Source organism: Vibrio sp. V15_P4S5T153 (assembly GCF_963874485.1).
Classification (GTDB): Bacteria; Pseudomonadota; Gammaproteobacteria; order Enterobacterales; family Vibrionaceae; genus Vibrio; species Vibrio anguillarum.
In genome coordinates, this window is sequence record NZ_CAWNHR010000011.1 from 1,286,251 (window position 1) to 1,307,770 (window position 21,520).

15 protein-coding genes and 1 tRNA gene are annotated in these 21,520 nt (G+C 43.8%); 8 read left to right on the forward strand and 8 right to left on the reverse strand.

Annotated features, from left to right (window positions below):
• Nucleotides 1-7 precede the first annotated feature (7 nt).
• Nucleotides 8-178 (reverse strand): 50S ribosomal protein L32, encoded by a 171-nt coding sequence (rpmF, locus tag AACT42_RS07695; RefSeq protein ID WP_010319119.1) that lies wholly within the window; start codon nt 176-178, stop codon nt 8-10.
• A 33-nt stretch (nt 179-211) separates the two neighbouring features.
• Entirely contained in the window at nt 212-736 is a 525-nt protein-coding gene (yceD, locus tag AACT42_RS07700; RefSeq protein WP_010319120.1) for a 23S rRNA accumulation protein YceD, read from the reverse strand.
• Between the two features lie 146 nt (nt 737-882).
• On the opposite strand from yceD, the gene AACT42_RS07705 reads away from it, so the two are divergent.
• Nucleotides 883-1,467: a Maf family protein gene (locus AACT42_RS07705; RefSeq protein ID WP_094133160.1), complete on the forward strand. Its 585-nt coding sequence runs from the start codon at nt 883-885 to the stop codon at nt 1,465-1,467.
• A 106-nt stretch (nt 1,468-1,573) separates the two neighbouring features.
• Here AACT42_RS07705 and rluC read toward each other — a convergent pair whose 3' ends face one another.
• Nucleotides 1,574-2,521, reverse strand: a complete 948-nt coding sequence (gene rluC / locus AACT42_RS07710; protein ID WP_094133167.1) for a 23S rRNA pseudouridine(955/2504/2580) synthase RluC — start codon at nt 2,519-2,521, stop codon at nt 1,574-1,576.
• A 615-nt stretch (nt 2,522-3,136) separates the two neighbouring features.
• Between rluC and rne the strand changes: the two genes are divergently transcribed.
• A complete protein-coding gene (gene rne, locus AACT42_RS07715; RefSeq protein WP_094133159.1) occupies nt 3,137-6,223 on the forward strand; it encodes a ribonuclease E in 3,087 nt (1,028 codons plus the stop codon).
• Between the two features lie 122 nt (nt 6,224-6,345).
• Nucleotides 6,346-7,221, forward strand: coding sequence for a DMT family transporter (locus tag AACT42_RS07720; protein ID WP_064625727.1), 876 nt, complete (start codon nt 6,346-6,348; stop codon nt 7,219-7,221).
• A gap of 129 nt (nt 7,222-7,350) precedes the next feature.
• Here AACT42_RS07720 and adhE read toward each other — a convergent pair whose 3' ends face one another.
• Nucleotides 7,351-10,023, reverse strand: coding sequence for a bifunctional acetaldehyde-CoA/alcohol dehydrogenase (adhE, locus tag AACT42_RS07725; protein ID WP_094133158.1), 2,673 nt, complete (start codon nt 10,021-10,023; stop codon nt 7,351-7,353).
• 629 nt (nt 10,024-10,652) lie between these two features.
• On the opposite strand from adhE, the gene AACT42_RS07730 reads away from it, so the two are divergent.
• Complete coding sequence (locus AACT42_RS07730; protein WP_010318853.1) at nt 10,653-11,291, forward strand: YchE family NAAT transporter; 639 nt, start codon at nt 10,653-10,655, stop codon at nt 11,289-11,291.
• A gap of 113 nt (nt 11,292-11,404) precedes the next feature.
• Here AACT42_RS07730 and asd read toward each other — a convergent pair whose 3' ends face one another.
• On the reverse strand, nt 11,405-12,535 hold the full coding sequence (gene asd / locus AACT42_RS07735; RefSeq protein WP_026028273.1) for an aspartate-semialdehyde dehydrogenase: 1,131 nt from the start codon (nt 12,533-12,535) through the stop codon (nt 11,405-11,407).
• A 422-nt stretch (nt 12,536-12,957) separates the two neighbouring features.
• On the opposite strand from asd, the gene nhaC reads away from it, so the two are divergent.
• The gene (nhaC, locus tag AACT42_RS07740; RefSeq protein ID WP_094133157.1) at nt 12,958-14,394 is read left to right on the forward strand and encodes a Na+/H+ antiporter NhaC; all 1,437 of its coding nucleotides are present in this window, start codon (nt 12,958-12,960) and stop codon (nt 14,392-14,394) included.
• A 110-nt stretch (nt 14,395-14,504) separates the two neighbouring features.
• On the opposite strand, the gene AACT42_RS07745 is transcribed toward nhaC, so the two are convergent.
• Nucleotides 14,505-15,701, reverse strand: coding sequence for an Hpt domain-containing protein (locus tag AACT42_RS07745; protein WP_094133166.1), 1,197 nt, complete (start codon nt 15,699-15,701; stop codon nt 14,505-14,507).
• Nucleotides 15,702-15,874: 173 nt separating this feature from the next.
• Nucleotides 15,875-16,876 carry a nucleoid-associated protein YejK gene (yejK, locus tag AACT42_RS07750; protein WP_017042553.1) on the reverse strand — a complete coding sequence of 334 codons (1,002 nt, stop codon included), beginning with the start codon at nt 16,874-16,876 and terminating at the stop codon, nt 15,875-15,877.
• A gap of 84 nt (nt 16,877-16,960) precedes the next feature.
• Here yejK and AACT42_RS07755 point away from each other — a divergent pair, with 84 nt between their 5' ends.
• The 3 genes from AACT42_RS07755 to AACT42_RS07765 all read left to right on the forward strand — a co-directional run bounded on the left by AACT42_RS07755 (nt 16,961) and on the right by AACT42_RS07765 (nt 19,154).
• The gene (locus tag AACT42_RS07755; RefSeq protein ID WP_013856392.1) at nt 16,961-17,185 is read left to right on the forward strand and encodes a YejL family protein; all 225 of its coding nucleotides are present in this window, start codon (nt 16,961-16,963) and stop codon (nt 17,183-17,185) included.
• 24 nt (nt 17,186-17,209) lie between these two features.
• Complete coding sequence (locus AACT42_RS07760; RefSeq protein ID WP_017049110.1) at nt 17,210-19,015, forward strand: DUF3413 domain-containing protein; 1,806 nt, start codon at nt 17,210-17,212, stop codon at nt 19,013-19,015.
• A gap of 62 nt (nt 19,016-19,077) precedes the next feature.
• Nucleotides 19,078-19,154: transfer RNA gene (locus AACT42_RS07765), tRNA-Pro, on the forward strand.
• Between the two features lie 54 nt (nt 19,155-19,208).
• On the opposite strand, the gene AACT42_RS07770 is transcribed toward AACT42_RS07765, so the two are convergent.
• Nucleotides 19,209-21,518 carry an FdhF/YdeP family oxidoreductase gene (locus AACT42_RS07770; protein ID WP_094167993.1) on the reverse strand — a complete coding sequence of 770 codons (2,310 nt, stop codon included), beginning with the start codon at nt 21,516-21,518 and terminating at the stop codon, nt 19,209-19,211.
• Between the last annotated feature and the right edge of the window lie 2 nt (nt 21,519-21,520).

Genomic DNA, 21,520 nt, shown 5'->3' on the forward strand with positions numbered 1-21,520 from the left:
GTCAACCTTACTTGCTGATAACCTTTTTGCCACGGTAATAACCGTCAGCAGTCATGTTGTGACGTAGGTGAGTTTCACCTGAAGTCGCATCTACAGATAGTGCAGATGTAGTTAGCGCATCATGTGAACGACGCATGCCACGACGTGCGCGTGATTTTTTGCTCTTTTGTACGGCCATTGACCCTACTCCTTTGTCTTAACCTATAACGAATTATCGTTTTAAGTTTTTTAAAACATCAAATGGATTCGGCTTTTCTTCCGCTAGTTCTTCTGGAAGTTCACCAAATACTAAATTGTCTGAATTAACGCTACATTCCGCTCTATCGTGCATTGCTACTTGTGGCAGATTAATGATGAACTCGTCTTCAACTAATTGTACAAGGTCGATCTCACCGTACTCATTCGGATCTACCAAATCGTACTCTTCCGGTGCGTCTTCATCCGTTTTACTCCCCAAGTAAGGAGTATACTTGAATTGGACTTCGCACTCATGTGCGAAAACCTTGTTACAGCGTTGACACTCTAAATCGACAGAGATGTTAGCTTTACCAGAGATAACAACTAGTCGCTGTTCATCAAGCCCAAATGACAATGAGACTTGTGCGTCGCGTTTAACGCCTGCGACTGATTCTTCTAAACGCTTAAAAAGACTGAGTTGGATGATACCATCACAATCAAGTCGTTTTTGAGCTGCTTTAGCCGGATCAATCGATCGCGGTATTTTTACCTTTTGCATAGGGCGCGAATATTATCTTCCAAATCGGTTTTAGTCAAAGAAAAAGGCAAAAAAGTTCGTTTTTTCCCCTTTCCACTGAGAGAATTATGTACAGCATGTCTGATTGATATATGCTGCGGTAAAATTCGCAGCAATTCTAAATCAAAATGCAAAATTACCAACTAGTTTTAGCATCTACTTCGCCGTTTCGGCAGCAATTACTTAAAAAGCTGGATTTACCTTTTGTTACCTGCTCGCCTAATTGCGACGAAACTCCGTTGCCTGGTGAGCCCGCACAAGATCTGGTGACTCGTTTAGCGGAAACGAAAGCAAGATCTTGCCATCCAAACCAACCCAGTTTAGTCATCGGTTCTGATCAAGTTTGCGTGATTGACGGTGAGATTATTGGCAAACCTCATACTCAAGAACAAGCCATTAAGCAGTTACTCAGACAAAGTGGAAAAGCCATCACTTTTTATACTGGGCTTGCGGTTTACAACTCAGTCTCTGGTCAATGCATGGTCACCGTAGAACCCTTCACGGTTCATTTTCGCTCTTTATCTAGCGAGATGGTGACGGCTTACGTGGCAAAAGAACAGCCACTACAGTGCGCAGGCAGCTTTATGTGTGAGGGCCTGGGCATTGCACTTTTTGAACGTTTAGAAGGTGATGACCCTAATAGTTTGGTTGGGCTACCATTAATTAAGCTAGTCTCAATGCTTGAGTCTCAAGGCATTACCGTTTTAGGATAATGATTAACAGTGAGCGCCTTGATCTGCGCTCACTTTTATACCATGACTTCGACCATTACTTTATGTTTCTACTATGTTGCTACTCGTTAGCGAATGAAAGCTGGCCTTAAGCGTTTCTCAATTTGACTAATGCTTGCTCTAGTTGAGTACCGAGTGGTGCATTAATGTCCATTAACGCCTCTGTCGAAGGGTGAATAAAACGAATATTGGCCGCGTGTAAGAATAATCGGTCAATGCCAAACTGTGCGGTATATGCGTCAAAACGGCGGTCACCATAACGATCATCCCACGCAATCGGGTGCCCTGTATACTGAGTATGAACGCGGATCTGATGAGTACGGCCAGTGATCGGACTGGCTTGCACCAAAGTTGCTTGTGCAAACTGTTCAAGGATCTTAAAGCGCGTTTCCGATGCTTTACCGTTTGGATTGACTCGCACAATGCTGTTCACTTCATTTTTCAATAGTGGCGCATTCACGACTTTACAGCTGCTTTTCCATTGCCCCATAACTAAAGCAAAGTAATATTTTTGAATCGTTTTTTCTCTAAACTGGGCTTGGAGATGGCGTAACGCGGAACGTTTTTTAGCCACTAATAAAATGCCCGACGTATCGCGATCGATACGGTGCACCAATTCCAAAAAGCGAGCTTCTGGGCGCAATGCACGTAGCGCTTCAATTGCGCCAAATTTCAAACCACTCCCACCATGAACAGCCGTACCGGAAGGTTTATTCAGAATAAGTAAGTGCTCATCCTCAAAAATAATGCAGTGTTCTAGCTCGGCGACTTTACTCAATTTGGTATTGGGTGTGTTGCTCTCTTGATCCGACTGTTCGAGAGTCACTGGTGGTATTCTCACCACATCACCAGCCGATAACTTATATTCTGCTTTGATGCGTTTTTTATTTACACGAACCTCTCCTTTGCGCAGGATTCGGTAAACCATACTTTTGGGAACGTTTTTTAATTGGTTACGCAAAAAATTGTCAATGCGTTGACCAGCCATATCTTCATCGATATCGATGAGCTGGACTTGGGTTCTAATTTCACTCATGGGCGCCATTGTACCACTGTAAATTGTTTAAATTCACATTTTCTTCGCCCCAAAAAAGAATATTTTCATCTGCTGTTTAATGGCAAATTGGCGAGAATTACACCAATTGAAATGTGACTGTGGATAAAATTAAATATTACCCATTACAATTCTTACTTTAACAACTAAAACTCTTTGATAAACATTAAATTAGCCATCTAACTTTTAGACCTATTCTCATTTTTTTGACCTGTTCATAACAAAGCAGATTGCTGTGTTTACCTGTCACTGCTATAGTTCACAGCTGCAATGAATGATTCGGTGATTTTTTATTCTTTACCGTCCATTTTTGAGCAAAATAGTGAGTAGACTGCTAAGCGTCAATGTGCTGCACATGGCGTAAGACACTATTGAGCGAAGCTATCTTGTTGCTCTACTCATCGTCATTTCATGTTGAGTATTTTCCGCCAATACGCGGATCGCAGGCAATCGTGTGCGTGCGATAACTGAAGTGCCCTAGAGCATCCCCTCCAGCCGGGAGGCTGCACCTTTTAGTCATGGGATCTGGCACCGTGAAAACGAAACCCAGCAACAAGTCCAATAATCAAAACTAAAGAAAGATAACGAGATTTTTAAATGAAAAGAATGCTAATTAACGCAACTCAAAAAGAAGAGTTGCGTGTCGCGCTGGTTGATGGCCAACGACTTTTTGATCTAGACATCGAAAGTCCAGGGCATGAATCTAAAAAGGCGAACATCTATAAAGGACGTATCACCCGTGTTGAACCGAGTTTAGAAGCTGCATTTGTTGATTACGGCGCTGAACGTCACGGTTTCCTTCCTCTCAAAGAAATTGCCCGCGAATACTTCCCTGATGGCTACACTTACCAAGGCCGTCCAAACATCAAAGAAGCGCTTAAAGAAGGCCAAGAAGTTATTGTCCAAGTTGAAAAGGAAGAACGAGGCAGCAAAGGCGCTGCGTTGACCACTTTCATTTCTCTTGCTGGTAGCTACCTAGTTCTTATGCCAAACAATCCTCGTGCCGGTGGTATTTCACGCCGTATCGAAGGCGATGAGCGTACCGAATTAAAAACCGCATTGAGCAGTTTAGAGCTTCCTCAAGGCATGGGCCTTATCGTTCGCACTGCAGGTGTGGGCAAAAGTGCGGAAGAGCTAGAGTGGGACTTAAACGTTTTGCTCAATCACTGGAGCGCAATCAAACAGGCTTCCGATTTGCGTCCTGCACCGCTACTTATTCACCAAGAGAGCAACGTCATTGTACGCGCAATTCGTGATTATCTGCGTCGTGACATTGGTGAAATTCTAATTGATAGCAACACAATTTATGAACGTGCCCTTGAGCACATTCGTTTGGTGCGTCCTGATTTCGTGAGTCGTGTAAAAAAATACGACGGTGAAGTACCCCTATTTAGCCATTACCAAATTGAAAGCCAAATCGAATCAGCTTTCCAGCGTGAAGTGCGTTTGCCTTCTGGTGGCTCTATTGTTATCGACCCAACCGAAGCATTGACCTCAATTGATATCAACTCTGCTCGTGCAACAAAAGGCGGCGATATTGAAGAGACGGCGCTTAACACCAACTTAGAAGCAGCCGATGAAATTGCTCGCCAATTACGTCTGCGCGATTTGGGCGGATTAGTGGTTATCGATTTCATCGATATGACTCCTGTTCGTCACCAACGTGAAGTAGAAAACCGTTTACGCGATGCCGTACGCCTAGATCGTGCTCGCGTACAAATTGGCCGAATTTCACGTTTTGGCTTGTTAGAAATGTCGCGTCAGCGCTTGAGCCCATCACTTGCCGAAGCAAGTCACCATATCTGCCCACGCTGCTCTGGTACCGGAGTGGTTCGTGATAATGAATCTCTTGCGCTCTCTGTTTTACGTCTCATTGAAGAAGAAGCACTAAAAGATAATACCGCTCAAGTTATGGCGGTGGTTCCCGTTCCTATTGCATCTTATCTACTCAATGAAAAACGTCGCTCAATCAATCATATTGAACGCATTCAAGAAGTCGAGATCACCATTGTCCCTAACTCTGAAATGGAAACGCCTCATTTTGAAGTGATCCGTGTCCGTGAAGGGGAAGAGCAAGAAATACTCTCTTACTTAGTGCCAATGAAACTAGAAGCACTGAAAGAAGCAGAAGGTAAAGAAAGCTCAGATATCGATTTCAAACCAAAACGCATTGAAGAACCAGCGTTGAAAGGATTTGCTGCTCCAGCACAGACTATTCCAGCTCCAACACCTAAAGCAGAGGTAGCGGTTCCAGTCAAAGAGATCGCTGTTGAACCAGGCAAACCAGGTCTATTTGGCCGCATCGTTAAAGCTCTTGGTAGCATCTTCTCAACCACCACGGAAGAGGTGAAAACTGAGGAAGAGCAACAAAAACAAGAAAACGAACGTAGCCAAGCACCACGCCAGCGTCGTGATCGAAATGACCAACGTCGTCGTAACGGACGCGGTGAAAATGTTAATCGCGACAACGCAAACCGTGACAGAAACAAACGTAAACCCGTAAATACCTCTGCTCTTGTTGAAGAAACACAAGACAAAGAAATTGTTGCTACCAACGAGCCTCGTAAGACACAAGCTCGCAAGCCAAAACAAGAGCGCCGCAACAAGCGTGATGACAGCAAATCTGAAAAGTTAGCGGAACAAGGGCTACAACTTGCGGCTGAAGCGCAAGCCGTTACCTTGACAGCGAATGAAGATAAAACGGAAGAGAAAACGACAAAAGTAAAAGAGCGCCGCCAACGCCGTAAGTTAAACAAACAAGTTCGTGTAAAAGATCAGACAATAGCTCAAGAACAACCAGAAGCTGAAATGTTGATTAATACAACCCCGGCAGCAGAGGTTATTGAAGCCGTAAAAGCTGAAATAGCACAATCTGTTGAGCCATCGGTTGTTACACCAAACGACGACAATGAGAATGACGATCAAAATCAACGTCGCAATCGCCGCTCCCCTCGTCATTTACGAGCCAGTGGTCAGCGTCGACGCCGTGGTCGTGATCGTCGCCCTAACCCATTCCGTTTACGCAAAGGTGGGGTTGCCTCTCCTGAGATGGCAATGGGTAAAGTGATGCCTCGTTATGACCTCTCTAAACCAGTGTATCAAGCACCGGTAGCAGAGCAAGTCGCAGCGGTTGAACCTGTTCAACAAGTGGCAGATGTCGTGGATAACAATACTGAGATAACGTTAGGTGGTTTTGCTTTCCCTGAAATGGCAATGGGTAAGGTCATTATTCGCCACGAAGAGAGCCAGAGCGTCGTTGAAGAACCTGTTACAGTCTCTTTGCAGGACACTATTGAACCTCATGTACCATCGGCAGTGGTAACAGAATCGGTTTCAGTCACAGAATCGGTCACTATAGAAGCCGTTATTTCAGAGCCAGTGATCGCTGAAGTTGTTATTGAAAAGACTACCGCTATTGAGCTCGTTGTCGAAGAAAAAGCCACGACAGAGAAAGTACCTGCATTGAAGGTTGAAGCAGTAACTAAGGCACCTGAAGCCGTATTACCTAAAACAATCAAAGCGCATGCATTCTCTCCGATGACCAAAGCCTCAGGCTCTTTGTTGCTCAAAGAGATTGAAATCGTATCAGCACCTTTCCATGCTGAACGAATTGCAACTCGTGCAGCAGGCAGCCAGTCAGCGCAAAGTCAAGCTGGTGCGGCAATGACTAAACCACAGTATTAATCTCTGAACCGAGTTTAAATACCATTAAAGGGCTGCATTCGCAGCCCTTTTTATATTCCGCTTGCCCAATATCTCTGCATCTCATAGCATTGCCTCTTTCTTGTCACTCAAAATGGACTTCCATGACTTGGATCTTATTCACCCTTCTGGCCGCATTCATGCAATCTTGGCGCAATGCATTCCAAAGTCGCTTAGCAACTGAGGTCAGTACTACTGGTGTTACCCTTGCCCGCTTTCTTTGGGCTGGCCCTATCGCGGCTCTCTATCTCATCACTTTGTATCATTTCATACCCGCGAAATTACCTACATTGTCATTGACCTTTATCGCTTTCATTATCGGCGCGTCATTGATGCAAATCGTCGCGACAGCGCTCATGGTTAAGCTTTTTAAATTAAATAACTATGCCGTAGGTGCTGGGCTAGCCAAAAGCGAAGCCTTAGTTGCCGCTATTTTAGGGATGATTTTTTTCGGGACTCATTTGACAGGCTTGGGCTGGATTGGCGTCATCGTTGGTGGCATTGGTGTATTTTTGATGAGCACGCACGGCAATATTAAGCAGCTTTCAATGCCAACTGTTTTACTGGGATTAAGTTGTGGTAGTGCCTTTGCACTCACTTCATTGTGGGTACGTGAAGCCAGCTTAGCACTTGGCTTACCCTTTCCACACAGTGCTGCTTGGGTATTATTGTTGGTCATTTCACTGCAGACTTTATTACTGCTAATTTACCTAATGGTGACCGACAACAACTCATTAAAACAATTATGGGTAAGACCTAAGCTAACGCTATTAACCAGCACAAGTAGCTGTCTTGGTTCTATTGGTTGGTTCAGTGCAATGTCTCTTCAAACCGTACCTTATGTAAAAACTTTAGGCCAAATTGAGATCTTTTTTACGATGTTAATTTCTATTTTTTGGCTAAAACAATCGGTGAAAATTAAAGATGGGCTGGGGCTTGTTCTAATCGCAATTGCCGCTATTTTAGTCATGTGGGGATAAATCCCATCCACGCTTTGATGATTAAGTTACTCGAGCAAAAAAGCAAAAAAAGCCTCACCAGATGGTGAGGCTTTATCTTTTCCCGATAGAGATTGTTTCGTGCTAGCGAAAATCCCTCAATAACTCAGCTTACTTTTTCTTTGCTGGTTTTTGGTCATCTTTCTTCTTGATAACGGTAGTGCCTTCGAAAGTTTCACCTTCAACAAACGCTGTACCATAGTAAGCCGCAAGAAGTACTTCTTTTAGCTCAGAAATCAGTGGGTAGCGTGGGTTTGCACCAGTACATTGGTCATCAAACGCTTCAACTGATAGCACGTCAACTTTTGCGAGGAAATCCGCTTCATTCACGCCAGCCGCTTGGATAGATAGCGGGATGTCGAGATCTTTCTTCAGCTCTTCCAACCAAGTCAGTAGACGTTCAATCTTCTGAGCAGTACGGTCGCCCGCTTGGCTCAAGCCCAAGTGGTCAGCCACTTCAGCGTAACGACGGCGTGCTTGTGGACGGTCGTATTGAGAGAACGCAGTTTGTTTGGTTGGGTTATCATTCGCGTTGTAGCGCACAACGTTAGAGATAAGCAATGCGTTAGCAAGACCGTGCGGGATATGGAACTCAGCACCGATCTTGTGCGCCATAGAGTGACATACACCTAGGAACGCGTTAGCAAAAGCAATACCTGCGATAGTCGCTGCATTGTGCACTTTTTCACGAGCAATTGGGTCTGCTGCGCCATTTTTGTAGCTTGATGGTAAATACTCTTTCAGCATCTTAAGTGCTTGTAGAGCTTGACCATCAGAGTATTCGTTCGCAAGAACAGATACATAGGCTTCAAGAGCGTGAGTCACAGCATCGTAACCACCAAATGCCGTTAGAGACTTAGGCATATTCATCACAAGGTTCGCATCAACGATAGCCATGTTAGGTGTTAGCTCATAATCCGCTAGTGGGTATTTAGCACCTGTTTTGTCGTCTGTTACAACGGCAAATGGTGTGACTTCTGAACCTGTACCTGAAGTAGTCGTGATACAAACCAATTCTGCTTTTTGACCCATTTTAGGGAACTTGTAGATACGTTTACGGATATCCATAAAGCGCATTGCAAGCTCTTCAAAGTGAGTTTCTGGGTGCTCATACATAACCCACATGATCTTCGCCGCATCCATTGGTGAACCACCACCAAGTGCTAGAATCACGTCTGGTTGGAAACTCTTCATTGCTTCAGCGCCTTTCTCTACGACAGATAGAGTTGGATCAGCTTCTACATCAAAGAATGTTTGAACTTCTATACCGTTTGACTTTAGCAGAGTCACTACGTCGTCTGCATAACCGTTGTTGAATAGGAAACGGTCAGTAACTAGGAATGCGCGTTTTTTGCCTTCAAGATCGCTCATAGCGATTGGAAGGCTACCACGACGGAAGTAAATTGACTTAGGTAGTTTATGCCACAACATGTTTTCAGCTCGCTTCGCAACAGTTTTCTTGTTGATTAGGTGCTTAGGACCTACGTTCTCAGAAATTGAGTTACCACCCCAAGAACCACAACCTAGCGTTAGAGATGGTGCAACGTTAAAGTTGTAAAGGTCACCGATACCACCATGAGTGGTTGGGATGTTTACAAGAATACGCGCCGTCTTCATTTTGTCACCAAAGTAACGGATACGGTCTGCATTAACGTCTTGGTTAGTGTATAGACCAGAAGTGTGGCCGATACCGCCGATTTCTACCATTCTTACTGCTTGTTCTACCGCGTTCTCGAAAGAAGTCGCGCGGAACATGCCAAGTGTTGGAGAAAGTTTTTCATGTGCGAATTCATCGTCATAAGAAACTTCGCCAATACCTTCACCGACAAGGATTTTAGTATCTGCTGGAACTTTAACGCCCGCCATTTCAGCGATGGCTGTTGCTGGTTGGCCTACGATTTTCGCGTTTAGTGCGCCATCGATAAGCAGTACCTTACGTACTTTGTCTGCGTCTGCTTTACTTAAAACATGCGCTTTATGGCTCGCGAAACGTTCTTTTACTTCGTCATACACTTCGTCCATAACGATAACCGCTTGCTCAGAAGCACATACCACACCGTTATCGAATGTTTTAGACATAAGAACAGAAGCAACTGCACGTTTGATGTCTGCCGTTTCGTCGATTACAACTGGAACGTTACCTGCACCTACACCGATTGCTGGTTTACCTGACGAGTAAGCCGCTTTCACCATGCCAGGACCACCTGTTGCAAGGATAAGTGCAATACCTTCGTGCTTCATTAGCGCGTTAGATAGCTCAACTGAAGGTTGATCAATCCAGCCGATGATATCTTTTGGCGCGCCAGCTGCAACTGCTGCATCTAACACGAGTTTAGCTGCATCGTTAGTTGAATTTTTCGCACGTGGGTGTGGCGAGAAGATGATACCGTTACGAGTCTTTAAAGAGATGAGAGATTTGAAGATTGCAGTAGAAGTAGGGTTAGTGGTTGGAACGATACCGCAGATGATGCCTACAGGCTCAGCGATAGTCATCGTGCCTAGGTTTTTATCTTCTTCAAGAATGCCACACGTTTTTTCGTCTTTGTATTTGTTGTAGATGAACTCAGACGCAAAGTGGTTCTTGATTACTTTATCCTCAACAATACCCATGCCTGATTCCGCTACCGCTTGTTGCGCTAGAGGGATACGAGCTTGGTTAGCTGCTAATGATGCTGCGCGGAAAATTTTATCTACTTGCTCTTGAGAGTAAGTAGAGAATTCTGCTTGAGCCGCTTTAACGCGCGCTACTAGAGCATCAAGTTCAGCTAAATTAGTTACAGGCATAATGGATCTCCTAAAAATAGAAAAATGTTAAAAACTCTTTATTAAGTTTGCAGCTTTGTGTTTTTGTTTTTTCTCAACAGCTTAAACAATGACAGACTTAGTAAATTGCTTTCAGGACTGAGTATAATATTTCAGAGTGTGAAAAAAATTGACTCAGATCAGTTCTCAAAAACTAATTACCCAATTAGGGGTAACCACCCTACAAAATCGCCTACAAGACACTGAAAACAAACAAAAAACATATAGATAATTAAATGAATAAAAAACATTTACTTAAACAACGAAAACTATAAAAACTACAACAATCTGTAAAAAAGTTTCATTTTTGAGCGATAGATGAATGAACACACCTCATTTTACGTGCTACTGAGAGTATATCGACTCTCACTTTTACCACCAGCTAGGAGCACTAATTTTATTAAAAATGTGCAGATGTTAACAGTTGAGCAAAAAACAACACCACTCACATACATTAGAAAAACAATTGTAAAACGTTTTCTTCATTGAATTAGTTTTTCTCAGCAATAAAACCCCAATCGCTTTAGTTTTTTTCATTCGTGCTATCCTTTGCTTTCGCTTACATTAGCCACGTAATATTTCATCGAAATGATCCATTAGAGATAAATGCCATGCAAACCTTTGAGTTAGCCATTTTCCTGCAGTTTTTCTTAGGCCTTGTAGCCGCTGTGAACCCCGTGGGGATTATGCCAATATTTGTCTCTCTCACTGGGCATATGACGCAAGAAGAGAAACACAAAACGGCGGCTACAGCGAATATTGCTGTGGCAATAATTTTGATTACCGCACTGCTTGCTGGGCAGATGTTACTGGATATGTTTAGTATCTCTTTAGATTCGTTTCGAGTAGCTGGTGGCCTATTGCTGCTGAGCATCGCGTTTTCGATGATGAGCGGTAAATTGGGTGAAGATAAACAAAACAAACAAGAGAAATCTGAATACATTAGCCGTGAACAAATTGGGGTTGTGCCACTCGCCATGCCTTTAATGGCAGGACCGGGTGCCATCAGTTCAACCATAGTGTATGGCTCTCGCTACCCAAGCATGTTCGATACCGTGGGCATTATAATCACTGTGGTGTTATTTAGTTTAAGCTCTTGGCTGCTGTTTCGCTCAGCCCCCTATATTGTCCGCTTCTTAGGTCAAACGGGTATCAACGTGATTACGCGGATCATGGGTTTAATACTAGGCGCACTCGGTATTGAGTTTATTGCCAATGGGCTCAGAAATTTATTTCCTGGCCTTGCATAACCGCGTTAACATCGTCACTGTTACTACAGATAAAAAGCATAAAAAAAGGGGCGCTTTGCATAAAGCGCCCCTTTTTTATTTTTACTCAGGTAGTTTTAAACCGAGATCCATCTTTACTGTTTTTCAGCCAGAATGATCCGCAAAGTACGGCGAAGCGGCTCAGCAGCTCCCCACAATAATTGGTCACCCACCGTAAACGCATTTAAGAAATCATCACCCATAGACATTTTACGCAAACGTCCTACGGGAACTGACAAGGTGCCAGTGACTTTGGCAGGGCTCAATTCACGTGCGGTAATATCGCGCTCGTTTGGAATAACTTTCACCCAATCATTGTGCGTAGCGATCATCTCTTCGATTTCATCAAGCGGAACATTTTTCTTCAGCTTGATGGTTAATGCTTGTGAGTGGCAGCGCATTGCGCCAATACGAACACAGGTTCCATCAATCGGAATCGGTGACGATTGAAGTCCCAGAATTTTATTAGCTTCAACGCCCGCTTTCCACTCTTCTTTGCTTTGACCATTGTCGCGTTTGACGTCAATCCAAGGGATTAATGAACCCGCTAGTGGTGCACCAAACTGCTCGGTAGGAAAAGAAGGTGATCGCATGGTTTCAGCCACTTTTCTGTCAATATCAAGAATTGAGCTCGATGGATTAGCCAATTCAGAGCTTACTGCATCGTTAATTACTCCCATTTGCGAGATCAACTCGCGCATATTTTGAGCGCCAGCACCCGAAGCTGCTTGGTAGGTCATTGCGCTCATCCACTCGACCAAACCTTTCTCATAAAGGCCGCCTAATGCCATAAGCATTAAACTGACTGTGCAGTTACCGCCCACAAAGGTATTGGTTCCTGAATGGATGCCGTGCTGAATTTGTGTCAAGTTGACCGGATCTAAAGTGATGATTGATTGTTTATCCATCCGTAAGGTAGATGCAGCATCAATCCAGTAACCTTTCCAACCCGCTTGACGCAGAGCTGGGTACACTTTTTCAGTGTAGCTACCACCTTGACAGGTGATGATGGCATCTAATTGTTTGAGGCTATCAATATCGTAAGCATCTTGCAGTAACCCTGTATGATGATTGCCTTTCTTAGAAGGCACCGTTGGGGCAGGAATACCAATTTGAGATGTGCTAAAGAAAACCGGTTCGATCAAGTCAAAGTCATTTTCTTCAACCATACGCTGCATCAGTACAGAACCGACCATACCACGCCAACCCACTAAACCTACTCTCATCGCGCTCACTCTCCATGTATCTAAAATGAAAATTTATTGCTCCATCTATAAGTGGTTCAGCATAAAATCTCAAGACTTTCTTAGTAAAAGTGGTAACTTTTTCTTTCTGCGTAGCCAGTTTTGTAAAAAACACATTTAAGCCTAAAAATCACTCAACCGCACTATGATTCAGCATTCAATAATCAACGAAACGCTAAATAATCACGTTCTTGTTACACAAAAAGCCCACACTACAAAACATTTATAACCATTAAATTTAACTATTATCAACATTTAACATCGAAGATTAACCACTTGAACGACATAAATCACATCCGAGGTGTTTGATGTCGATATATTATGCTAACTATTGTAAAGTGCGATCGAACTCAATAAGGGCACCGTTCTGTCCTTAGATCATAAATCTGACAAGAGGCTCTTTTATGACGCAAGCCCCTCAACGCCTACCTAGCTTAATTCAAGTAATTATTGCTCTAGGCTTGTTTTTGTTACTCGCGTTTTCGTTTACAGCTCAACTCGAACTCCCTATCCAACTGGCCTTATACATTGGCTGGTTCATCATTATTGTGCTCGGTGTTCGTTTAGGTCACCAATATAAAGAATTAGAAAAAGCAGCACTGAATGGTATTTCTAATGGTTTAGGTGCCGTGTTGATACTTTTAGCTGTTGGCGCATTAGTTGGTACTTGGATCTCCGGCGGGATCGTGCCGACCATCATTTACTACGGTCTTCAAGCAATCCATCCTTCTATTTTTCTTCTTGCAACGATGATCATCTGTTCTCTCACTGCTTTAGCAACTGGAACCTCATGGGGTGCAGCTGGTACCGCGGGGATTGCCATGATGGGGATTGGTCAGGGTCTTGGCGTTCCAGCACCAATCACCGCTGGCGCAGTACTTTCAGGTTGTTACTTTGGTGACAAAATGTCGCCATTATCTGATTCCGTTATTCTGGCGTCTTCGATGTCTAACGTTGAAGTGATGGAGCACATTAAAGGTATGCTGCCGATAGCGCTTATCAGCTACGTGATCACGGGTATCATGTTTACCTTATTTGGTTTCCACTATGCGGGTAACGTAGACATGTCTCAAGTACAAAGCGTGATTGAGGCGATGGAACAGCAGTTTTACATTACCCCATACTCTTTTGTGCCAGTGCTGATTGTACTTGGCTTGCTTGCGATGAGAATGCCTTCGTTTCCTGTAATTAGCTTTGGTTCTTTGCTGGGCATCATTTGGGCTGTGATGATCCAAGACGTAGACTTCTTGCAAGCTTTCAATACCGCATGGGCACCTTACAATATTGAATCTGGCGTTGGCTTCATTGACTCAATCTTAAACCGAGGCGGCATGTCCTCTATGCTTGGTTCTGTTGCCGTGATTGTCTTTGGTCTCGGGTTTGGTGGATTGCTAGATAAAGTGGGTGTGCTTGAAACCATCGCAAAACTGTTTGAGCGCCGCGTGACAAGCGCAGGTTCACTGGCAACCAGTACCATTGGTACTGCATTTATGGGCAACGTTTTTGGCTCAGCTATGTATGTTTCACTCATCCTGACCCCTAAAATCTGTGCCAAGAACTATGATCGTTTAGGCTATCAGCGTAAGAACCTATCACGTAACGCTGAATTTGGTGGCACACTCACCTCCGGTATGGTGCCATGGAGCGATAATGGCATCTACATGGCGAGCATTCTAGGCGTTGCAACGCTCTCATATGCCCCCTTTATGTGGCTAAGCTTTGTCTGTATTTTGGTGACCATTTTTACCTCTTACATGGGTTGGTTTGTTGATAAATGTGAACCTACTGCACCAGCAGACAGTGCTGAACAAGCACCGGTTCTCAACCAACAGTCAGCCTAGCAGAGTATTGCAAAAGTCATTGAACTAAAAAACCATTAAAAAAGAGCTCAACTGAGCTCTTTTTTACTACAAGCAGAATCACCATTTAAAGCTGACACGATAGAACTGGCTTATCGTTTTCTTTGATCAAGGTAGTGTTGCGCACTGGCTATAGCGGCCGCTAATTGCGTTGTTAATAACCCCAATTGCTTCTCCGTAGGTCGTTGCTTCTGGCTAAGTCGCAACTCTATTTCTGACGCTATCTGCTTGAGTGAACGGCAACCAAGATTGCCCGCGACGCCTTTCAGGCTGTGTGCTCGGCGCTGCGCCTCCTCCAAATCAGAATGCACCAATCTTTTCAATTCAGTGGCATCATGCTGATGATCTTGTATAAATACGCTCAACAGTAGAGTGACAGACTCAACATCGCCATTGAGAGTTATGAGCATGGATTCAATATCGATGGCCAAATCATCAGAAAGATCCGATGTTTCCACCTGTGGTTCTTCTGTGGACAAAACACGACTGGGATTTATCTCAGATGACGCATCCTCTTTCGCAGCACTGGGAACTTTATTAACATGAGAACGAGTTAAAACTGATGACCGAAACATCAACCAACCCAGCAATAGCATAACACCACCACTTAACCCCGTGACAAGATAAGCATAGATGTTTAAAAGACGATGGTATTGGTTTTCAACATGGATAAGCTGATTGTAAATAGAGTGATTGATTAAATTGTCGACCAAACGTGCACCTTGGGCGTATTGATTCAGTAAATCAGACGCTTGTGCTAATGTCTGCTCTAACTCTTTTTTCTGAATGGCTGGTAAAGATTGCCCATCCACATAGAGTTTATCTAATGCTCGATAGATGCCCGGATTTTGCTCAGTGTCACTGAACATCGCTTCAAATACATAAGCGCCTAACACCACATACATTTGCTTGAGTTGTTCTGAATTAGTGGGATTATCGCGCAGCACTTGTAGGCGTTCAACCAAGGGTTGAATGTTAAGCTCAATCGACAAATACGATTTGGTCAGTGTGATATAGCGATCAGTCACATGGAGCAATTGCTGAATATCTGGTCGCCATGAAAAATCTCGGTGCTCAACTTCCAGCTGTAACCTAAGTGAATAGAGTAGCTGCACATTCAGCGCGATATCATTCGCTCGCGTCGAACGATAAGGCTCTTTAAAATAGAGTGAACTTTTAAGTTCTTCAACACTGTAATGTAACTCTTTCACCGCATGCATGGCTTGGTAGCTTAAATGGCTTTGCCAAAACACAAGACCAACGGAGATTAACCAACCAAACAGAATCACTCCATACGATCTCACGCTGAATCGTTTTGATTTCTTTTGCCCAAACACTGTGATTACCAATTTGTACTTGTAATTAATACAAGCATAAACCTAAAGTTTGGACCGTGCTGAGTTGTACATCGGGAGAAAAGACAAAAAAGAGAGCCATATCAAGCTCTCTTAGTGGTAAACGATTAACGCTGGCGCGTTAACTGTTCTCTTAAATTCGGTGGCGTGCCTTTGATGGTTAACGTGTCGCTTTCAGGATCATAAAAAATACGCTCCCCCAATAACAAGCTATCAAAGCTCACATTCAAACCGCCCCCTGCACCGACAAACTTGGTCAGTTTACGCACGGTAGAACGATCACCAGGAAAGCTCTCTTCCAGTTCATAGCCATGTGCCTGCGTATATTCGAAAAAACCCGTGCCGTCTTGGCTAGCAGGTAATTCACCAGACAACTCACGAATATGAACCTCTTCACCGGCTTTAATTTGCTCATTGCAGTAATCGTAAACCTGCTTCTTGTAACCGATCGCTTCATCTTTTTCTAGCTTAGAATCCGTGCAAAAATCCTGTACCGCTTGCATCAGTACTTGATTTTGCACTTTGGTATCTAACCCGACATCGGCTTGCAGAAAATCAAGAAAGAAATCCGACACTTTTCGACCAACGCGACCTTTGATATAGGCAAGGTAACGGTTTGAGTTTTTGTCCGTTTCAAAACTTGAGAGGTCAAGACGCGCCGCGATATCCATTTTGTTGATATCAAGATAATCTGTCGCGCTAATGTCGAGCCCCTCTGTTACTTTCAAACTTTGGTTGAGAGGTAAAAGCCCAATAAATAGGTAATCAGTAGCCAGTGACTGATATTCGGCCATCACTAAGATCCCTTCATCAGCAAACGGATACTTTGATAATTCATCTTTCAGCCGTTGAGCACTGATTTGTGAAAAATCGTAAAAATCACGCTCACCTTGACGAAGTTCTTGCAACCAAGTTTGAAAATCACTGTCCGACTTAAACGAACCAAAACCTTTGCTCGCTTTCGAATTAAACACGCGATGCAACTCAGCCACTAAATTTTCGGCAGACGTATCATTATCTAAAGATTGAGAGCGGTATTTAACCACCAACTCATCTTGCTCGTTTTTGCTTAATTGGTGCAAAATCACGTTGGAAAGGTGAAGACTCATAGTGAAATTATCATCGTTCTGGTTTCAGTTGTAAGGCATTGTAGGTTATCATAAGCCGCTTTTACTATCATCATTAGAGTCTTTATGCCTATTACATCTAAATACAGCGACGAAAGAATTGAAAATATCCTGACAGAAGTTGCTGCCATCCTCGCTAAACATAGTGCTTCCCCTGAGCTTACTCTCATGATTGCGGGAAACATTGCAACGAATGTCTTAAACCAAAACGTTGCCGCTTCACAGCGTAAGGCGATTGCGGAAAAATTTGCTCAGGCATTGATGTCGTCTTTAGAAACTACTACTCACTAATAGAATGCATAGATAGAAAATCACATGGCAGATAGCGAAAATACATACGGTGAACGCGTATCACGGTTGGTTGGTTGGGGGCATTGGTTTGCTTTCTTCAATATCATTGCAGCAATGCTTATTGGTACTCGATATATCGTACAATCACCATGGCCTGAAACCTTGTTGGGGCAGTTTTATTTAGCTGTGTCTTGGGTCGGCCATTTTGGATTTTTGGTCTTTGCACTCTATCTGCTGGTTTTATTCCCTCTGACATTCATCATTCCGTCGCGCAAACTATTTCGCTTCGTGGCGGTCTGTTTTGCAACGTTAGGACTCACACTCTTATTAATCGATACCCAAGCTTATCAAGCAATCAACCTGCACTTAACACCGATTGTATGGGAACTGCTTTTTAGCGATGAGACCAGCGCTATCACCGCTGACTTACAGCATCTGTTTGTGGTCATGCCGCTCATTTTCCTCTTACAACTTGGGCTTTCGGAGTGGGTTTGGCGTAAGCAGCGAAAACTATCGCATAAACACGTTGGCCGGCCCATCGCGGCGGTATTTTTCATTAGTTTTATTACCAGCCACCTTATTTACGTTTGGTCTGATGCGTATTTAGAAACATCAGTGACCAGCCAAAAATCAAACTTCCCGCTCTCCTATCCAATGACGGCAAAATCGTTCATGGAAAAACACGGTCTATTTGATCGTGATGTGTACTTAAAGCGTTTGAAGGATAATGAAGAGAACCTTAACATTGTTCGTTATCCTCTTGAGCCTCTTCAATTTGGCCGCAGAGCAAATAATCTCAATATTTTGCTAGTGAGTGTCAATAATTTAAGAAGTGATGTGCTGACAGCTGAAATCATGCCCAACACTTACCAATTTGCGACAGAAAATTTGAAGTTTAATAATCATTACAGCTCGAGTAATGACATGTTTGGGATCTTTGGCTTATTTTATGGGTTGCCAAGCAGTTATGCCAACGCCATTCGTTCACAAGGTACCCCTCCGATACTGATAGATGTATTGAAAAAACAGAATTATCAGTTTGGCCTCTTTAGTGGCGATAATTTTGACGACACCTTATACGAAGAGACGATTTTCCGCACTTTAACGGTCTCTAAAGCTCCTTTTGATCAAGAATCGAGCACAGATAACCAAACTATACAACGCTGGCATAAATGGGTATCCGAGCAAACCGAACAACCCTGGTTCAGCTATTTGGAATTGACGACCGTTGACAACTTTAATGACTTTGATCCTCGGTCAAGTAAAGGTAGTGCCAGCGATCGCCTGCGTGCTGGTTACAATAACTCGGTCAATGCAGCCGACCAAGAAATAGGCCTGCTGCTCACTAAGATTGACGAATTACAATTGCAAGACAATACACTGATTGTGATCACCTCAAATCATGGCGCGGAGTTTAACGAGACAAAAACTAACAGCTGGGGAGCTAACAGCAATTACAGCCGATACCAGTTACAAGTGCCGATGATCATCCATTGGCCAGGAAAAATGGCAGGGGAATACTCACACCGTTCAAGTCACTTAGATTTTTCAGTCACGCTTTTACAGGATCTGTTAGGTGCTTCATCCAACCCTATTGAATTTAGCAGTGGTAGAAACTTGTTTGATGAAAACAAAAGGAAGTGGATTTTAGCCGGTGATGCCCGTGAATTAGCTTTGATTACCGATACCCAAACGACTCTCATTGATAAATTTGGCAACTTCAAGCTGTTTGATGAAAACTATCAACGTCAGAAAGACTCTAGCCCAGCGTTACCTGTACTGATGCAAGGCTTAACTGAATTGCAGAGATTTTACGCCAAAGATAATTAAATCAGGTCGTTAGCAAGATTATCTCTTGACGCTAAAGGGATAAATGATTAGATTACGCCAATCGGACTGTAGCGCAGCTTGGTAGCGCACCGTCATGGGGTGTCGGGGGTCGGAGGTTCAAATCCTCTCAGTCCGACCATACACCTAAAAAAAGAGAGCTTCGGCTCTCTTTTTTGCTTTAGTATCTGATTTTTTAGTCTGTTTGAACTAACAGTGGTGCAACTTTGGTTGGGTGAATGACAACGGCAATAGATTTTGATGTCGGGGTATCACTAAAGTCGCCTTTGCTGCTCAATGGAATGAGTGCATTTGCCTCAGGGAAATAGGCCGCTACATTCCCTTGAGGAATTACATAGGCGACCACTTTGAAGCCCAAAATTTCACGTTTAATACCATCATCCCACAGTGTCTCAATATCGACTCGTTCACCCGCTTTTAATTGCAGCTGCTCAATATCTTTTTCATTCATGAAGATGACATTACGTTCGCCAAATACACCTCGGTAACGATCATCCAAACCGTAAACCGTGGTGTTGTACTGATCGTGCGAACGCATCGTCTGCAACACAAAAATCGGTTTCTTGGTCATCTGCTGAGTTTTGAGCGGAACGATAGATTCAGGAAGTGCATTGCTGCTTATCTGCGCTTTTCCTGTGGGCGTTTTCCAATTAAATTCACGCGCTGAATTACCAAGATAAAAACCGCCAGGCCCTTTGAGCCGCTGATTAAAATTGGCAAATCCTGGGATAATCTTTTCAATCAAATCTCGAATGTTATCGTAATTATCGGCCATGGATTGCCAATCGATTGGATTTCCCTCCCCTAAGGTCGCTTTTGCCATTCCTGCGATAATGGCAGGCTCTGAGCGCATCATCTCTCCTGTAACATCAATTCGCCCAGAAGAGGCATGAACCATGGAGAATGAGTCTTCAACGGTAATTTTCTGTGGCCCCTGAGCCTGAATATCAATATCTGTCCGACCTAAACAAGGCAGGATCAACGCATCCTTGCCCGGGTTGACATGGCTCCGATTCAGTTTAGTCGCAATGTTTACGGTCAGATTACAGTTTTTCATTGCTTGTGCGACACGCTCGGTATCGGGCGCAGCAGCAACGAGGTTTCCTCCTAAACCGATAAAGACTCTACTTTCACCCCGTAGCATCGCCTCAATTGCATTAACTACATTATGGCCATGCGCTTTTGGTGGCCTAAAGCCCAGTACTTTTTCAATATTGTCGAGTAGAAATGCAGGCGGTTTTTCATTAATTCCAACCGTGCGGTCACCTTGCACATTTGAGTGACCACGGACAGGACATACCCCAGAACCATCCTTACCAATTTGGCCAAACAGTAATTGTAGATTGACCAACTCTTGTATGGTTGCCACTGAATGCTTATGCTGAGTCACCCCCATTGCCCAAGTTACGATCACGCGTTTAGCGCCTTGGTAAATATCTGCCACCAGCTCTAGCTCTTGTTGCGTGAGCCCAGATTGTTCAATAATACTTGACCACGACGTAGCCTGCACCATGGCTAAATAAGACTCCATCCCTTCGGTGTGCTGGGCAATGAAATCAAGATCGAATATCGATTCACCGCAGGCCTGTGCTTGCTGATGACGAGCAAGAAGAATTTTCACCAAGCCACGAACCGCCGCCATGTCTCCGCCTAATTTAGGAGTGAAATAATGGCTAGTGGTCGGTGTTGAACCATTGCTTAACATTTCAAAAGGATTTTGCGGGTTAGTAAAACGCTCCAATCCTCGCTCTTTTAAATTATTAAACGCAACGACCCGAGCGCCACGCTTATAGGCTGACGCCAGTGTTTCCAACATACGAGGGTGATTCGTTCCTGGGTTTTGTCCAAATAAAAGAATCGCATCGGATTCTTCAAAATCCTCAATAGTCACAGTTCCCTTACCAATGCCAATCGAGCGAACCAAGGCGACGCTCGTCGCTTCATGGCACATGTTTGAGCAATCAGGAAAATTATTGGTACCAAACCGGCGCGCAAACAACTGGTATAGAAATGCAGCTTCATTACTCGCGCGGCCTGATGTATAAAATTCCGCCTGATTTGGACTAGCGAGTTGATTGAGGTGTTGTGCAACCAGTGCAAACGCCTCATCCCAGCTGATTGGCTCATAGTGATCCGTTTGAGCGTTATAGCGCATTGGTTCCGCTAAACGCCCTTGAGATTCGAGAAAATAGTCACTCTGCTTATTGAGCCAAGTGACCGAATATTGCTTAAAGAAATCCGCCCCAACGCGTCGAGAAGTGGCTTCCCAGTTGACGGCCTTAGCGCCATTTTCGCAAAAACGAAAACGCCCTGGGACATGTTTTTCACCCCAAGCACAGCCCGGACAGTCAAAACCATGGTCTTGGTTGGTTTTTAAAAGATTGGAAATATTTTTGGCAACATTATGACTTTTCAATAGATGATGCGCGGTGCTTTTTAGCGCTCCCCAACCACCAGCCGAACCGGTATATTGTTTAATACTCATAT

Coding starts and splice junctions, on each gene's coding strand:
- rpmF (WP_010319119.1), bottom strand. CDS start 178: ATGGCCGTACAAAAGAGCAAAAAATCACGCGCACGTCGTGGCATGCGT.
- yceD (WP_010319120.1), bottom strand. CDS start 736: ATGCAAAAGGTAAAAATACCGCGATCGATTGATCCGGCTAAAGCAGCT.
- AACT42_RS07705 (WP_094133160.1), top strand. CDS start 883: ATGCAAAATTACCAACTAGTTTTAGCATCTACTTCGCCGTTTCGGCAG.
- rluC (WP_094133167.1), bottom strand. CDS start 2,521: ATGAGTGAAATTAGAACCCAAGTCCAGCTCATCGATATCGATGAAGAT.
- rne (WP_094133159.1), top strand. CDS start 3,137: ATGAAAAGAATGCTAATTAACGCAACTCAAAAAGAAGAGTTGCGTGTC.
- AACT42_RS07720 (WP_064625727.1), top strand. CDS start 6,346: ATGACTTGGATCTTATTCACCCTTCTGGCCGCATTCATGCAATCTTGG.
- adhE (WP_094133158.1), bottom strand. CDS start 10,023: ATGCCTGTAACTAATTTAGCTGAACTTGATGCTCTAGTAGCGCGCGTT.
- AACT42_RS07730 (WP_010318853.1), top strand. CDS start 10,653: ATGCAAACCTTTGAGTTAGCCATTTTCCTGCAGTTTTTCTTAGGCCTT.
- asd (WP_026028273.1), bottom strand. CDS start 12,535: ATGAGAGTAGGTTTAGTGGGTTGGCGTGGTATGGTCGGTTCTGTACTG.
- nhaC (WP_094133157.1), top strand. CDS start 12,958: ATGACGCAAGCCCCTCAACGCCTACCTAGCTTAATTCAAGTAATTATT.
- yejK (WP_017042553.1), bottom strand. CDS start 16,876: ATGAGTCTTCACCTTTCCAACGTGATTTTGCACCAATTAAGCAAAAAC.
- AACT42_RS07755 (WP_013856392.1), top strand. CDS start 16,961: ATGCCTATTACATCTAAATACAGCGACGAAAGAATTGAAAATATCCTG.
- AACT42_RS07760 (WP_017049110.1), top strand. CDS start 17,210: ATGGCAGATAGCGAAAATACATACGGTGAACGCGTATCACGGTTGGTT.
- AACT42_RS07770 (WP_094167993.1), bottom strand. CDS start 21,518: ATGAGTATTAAACAATATACCGGTTCGGCTGGTGGTTGGGGAGCGCTA.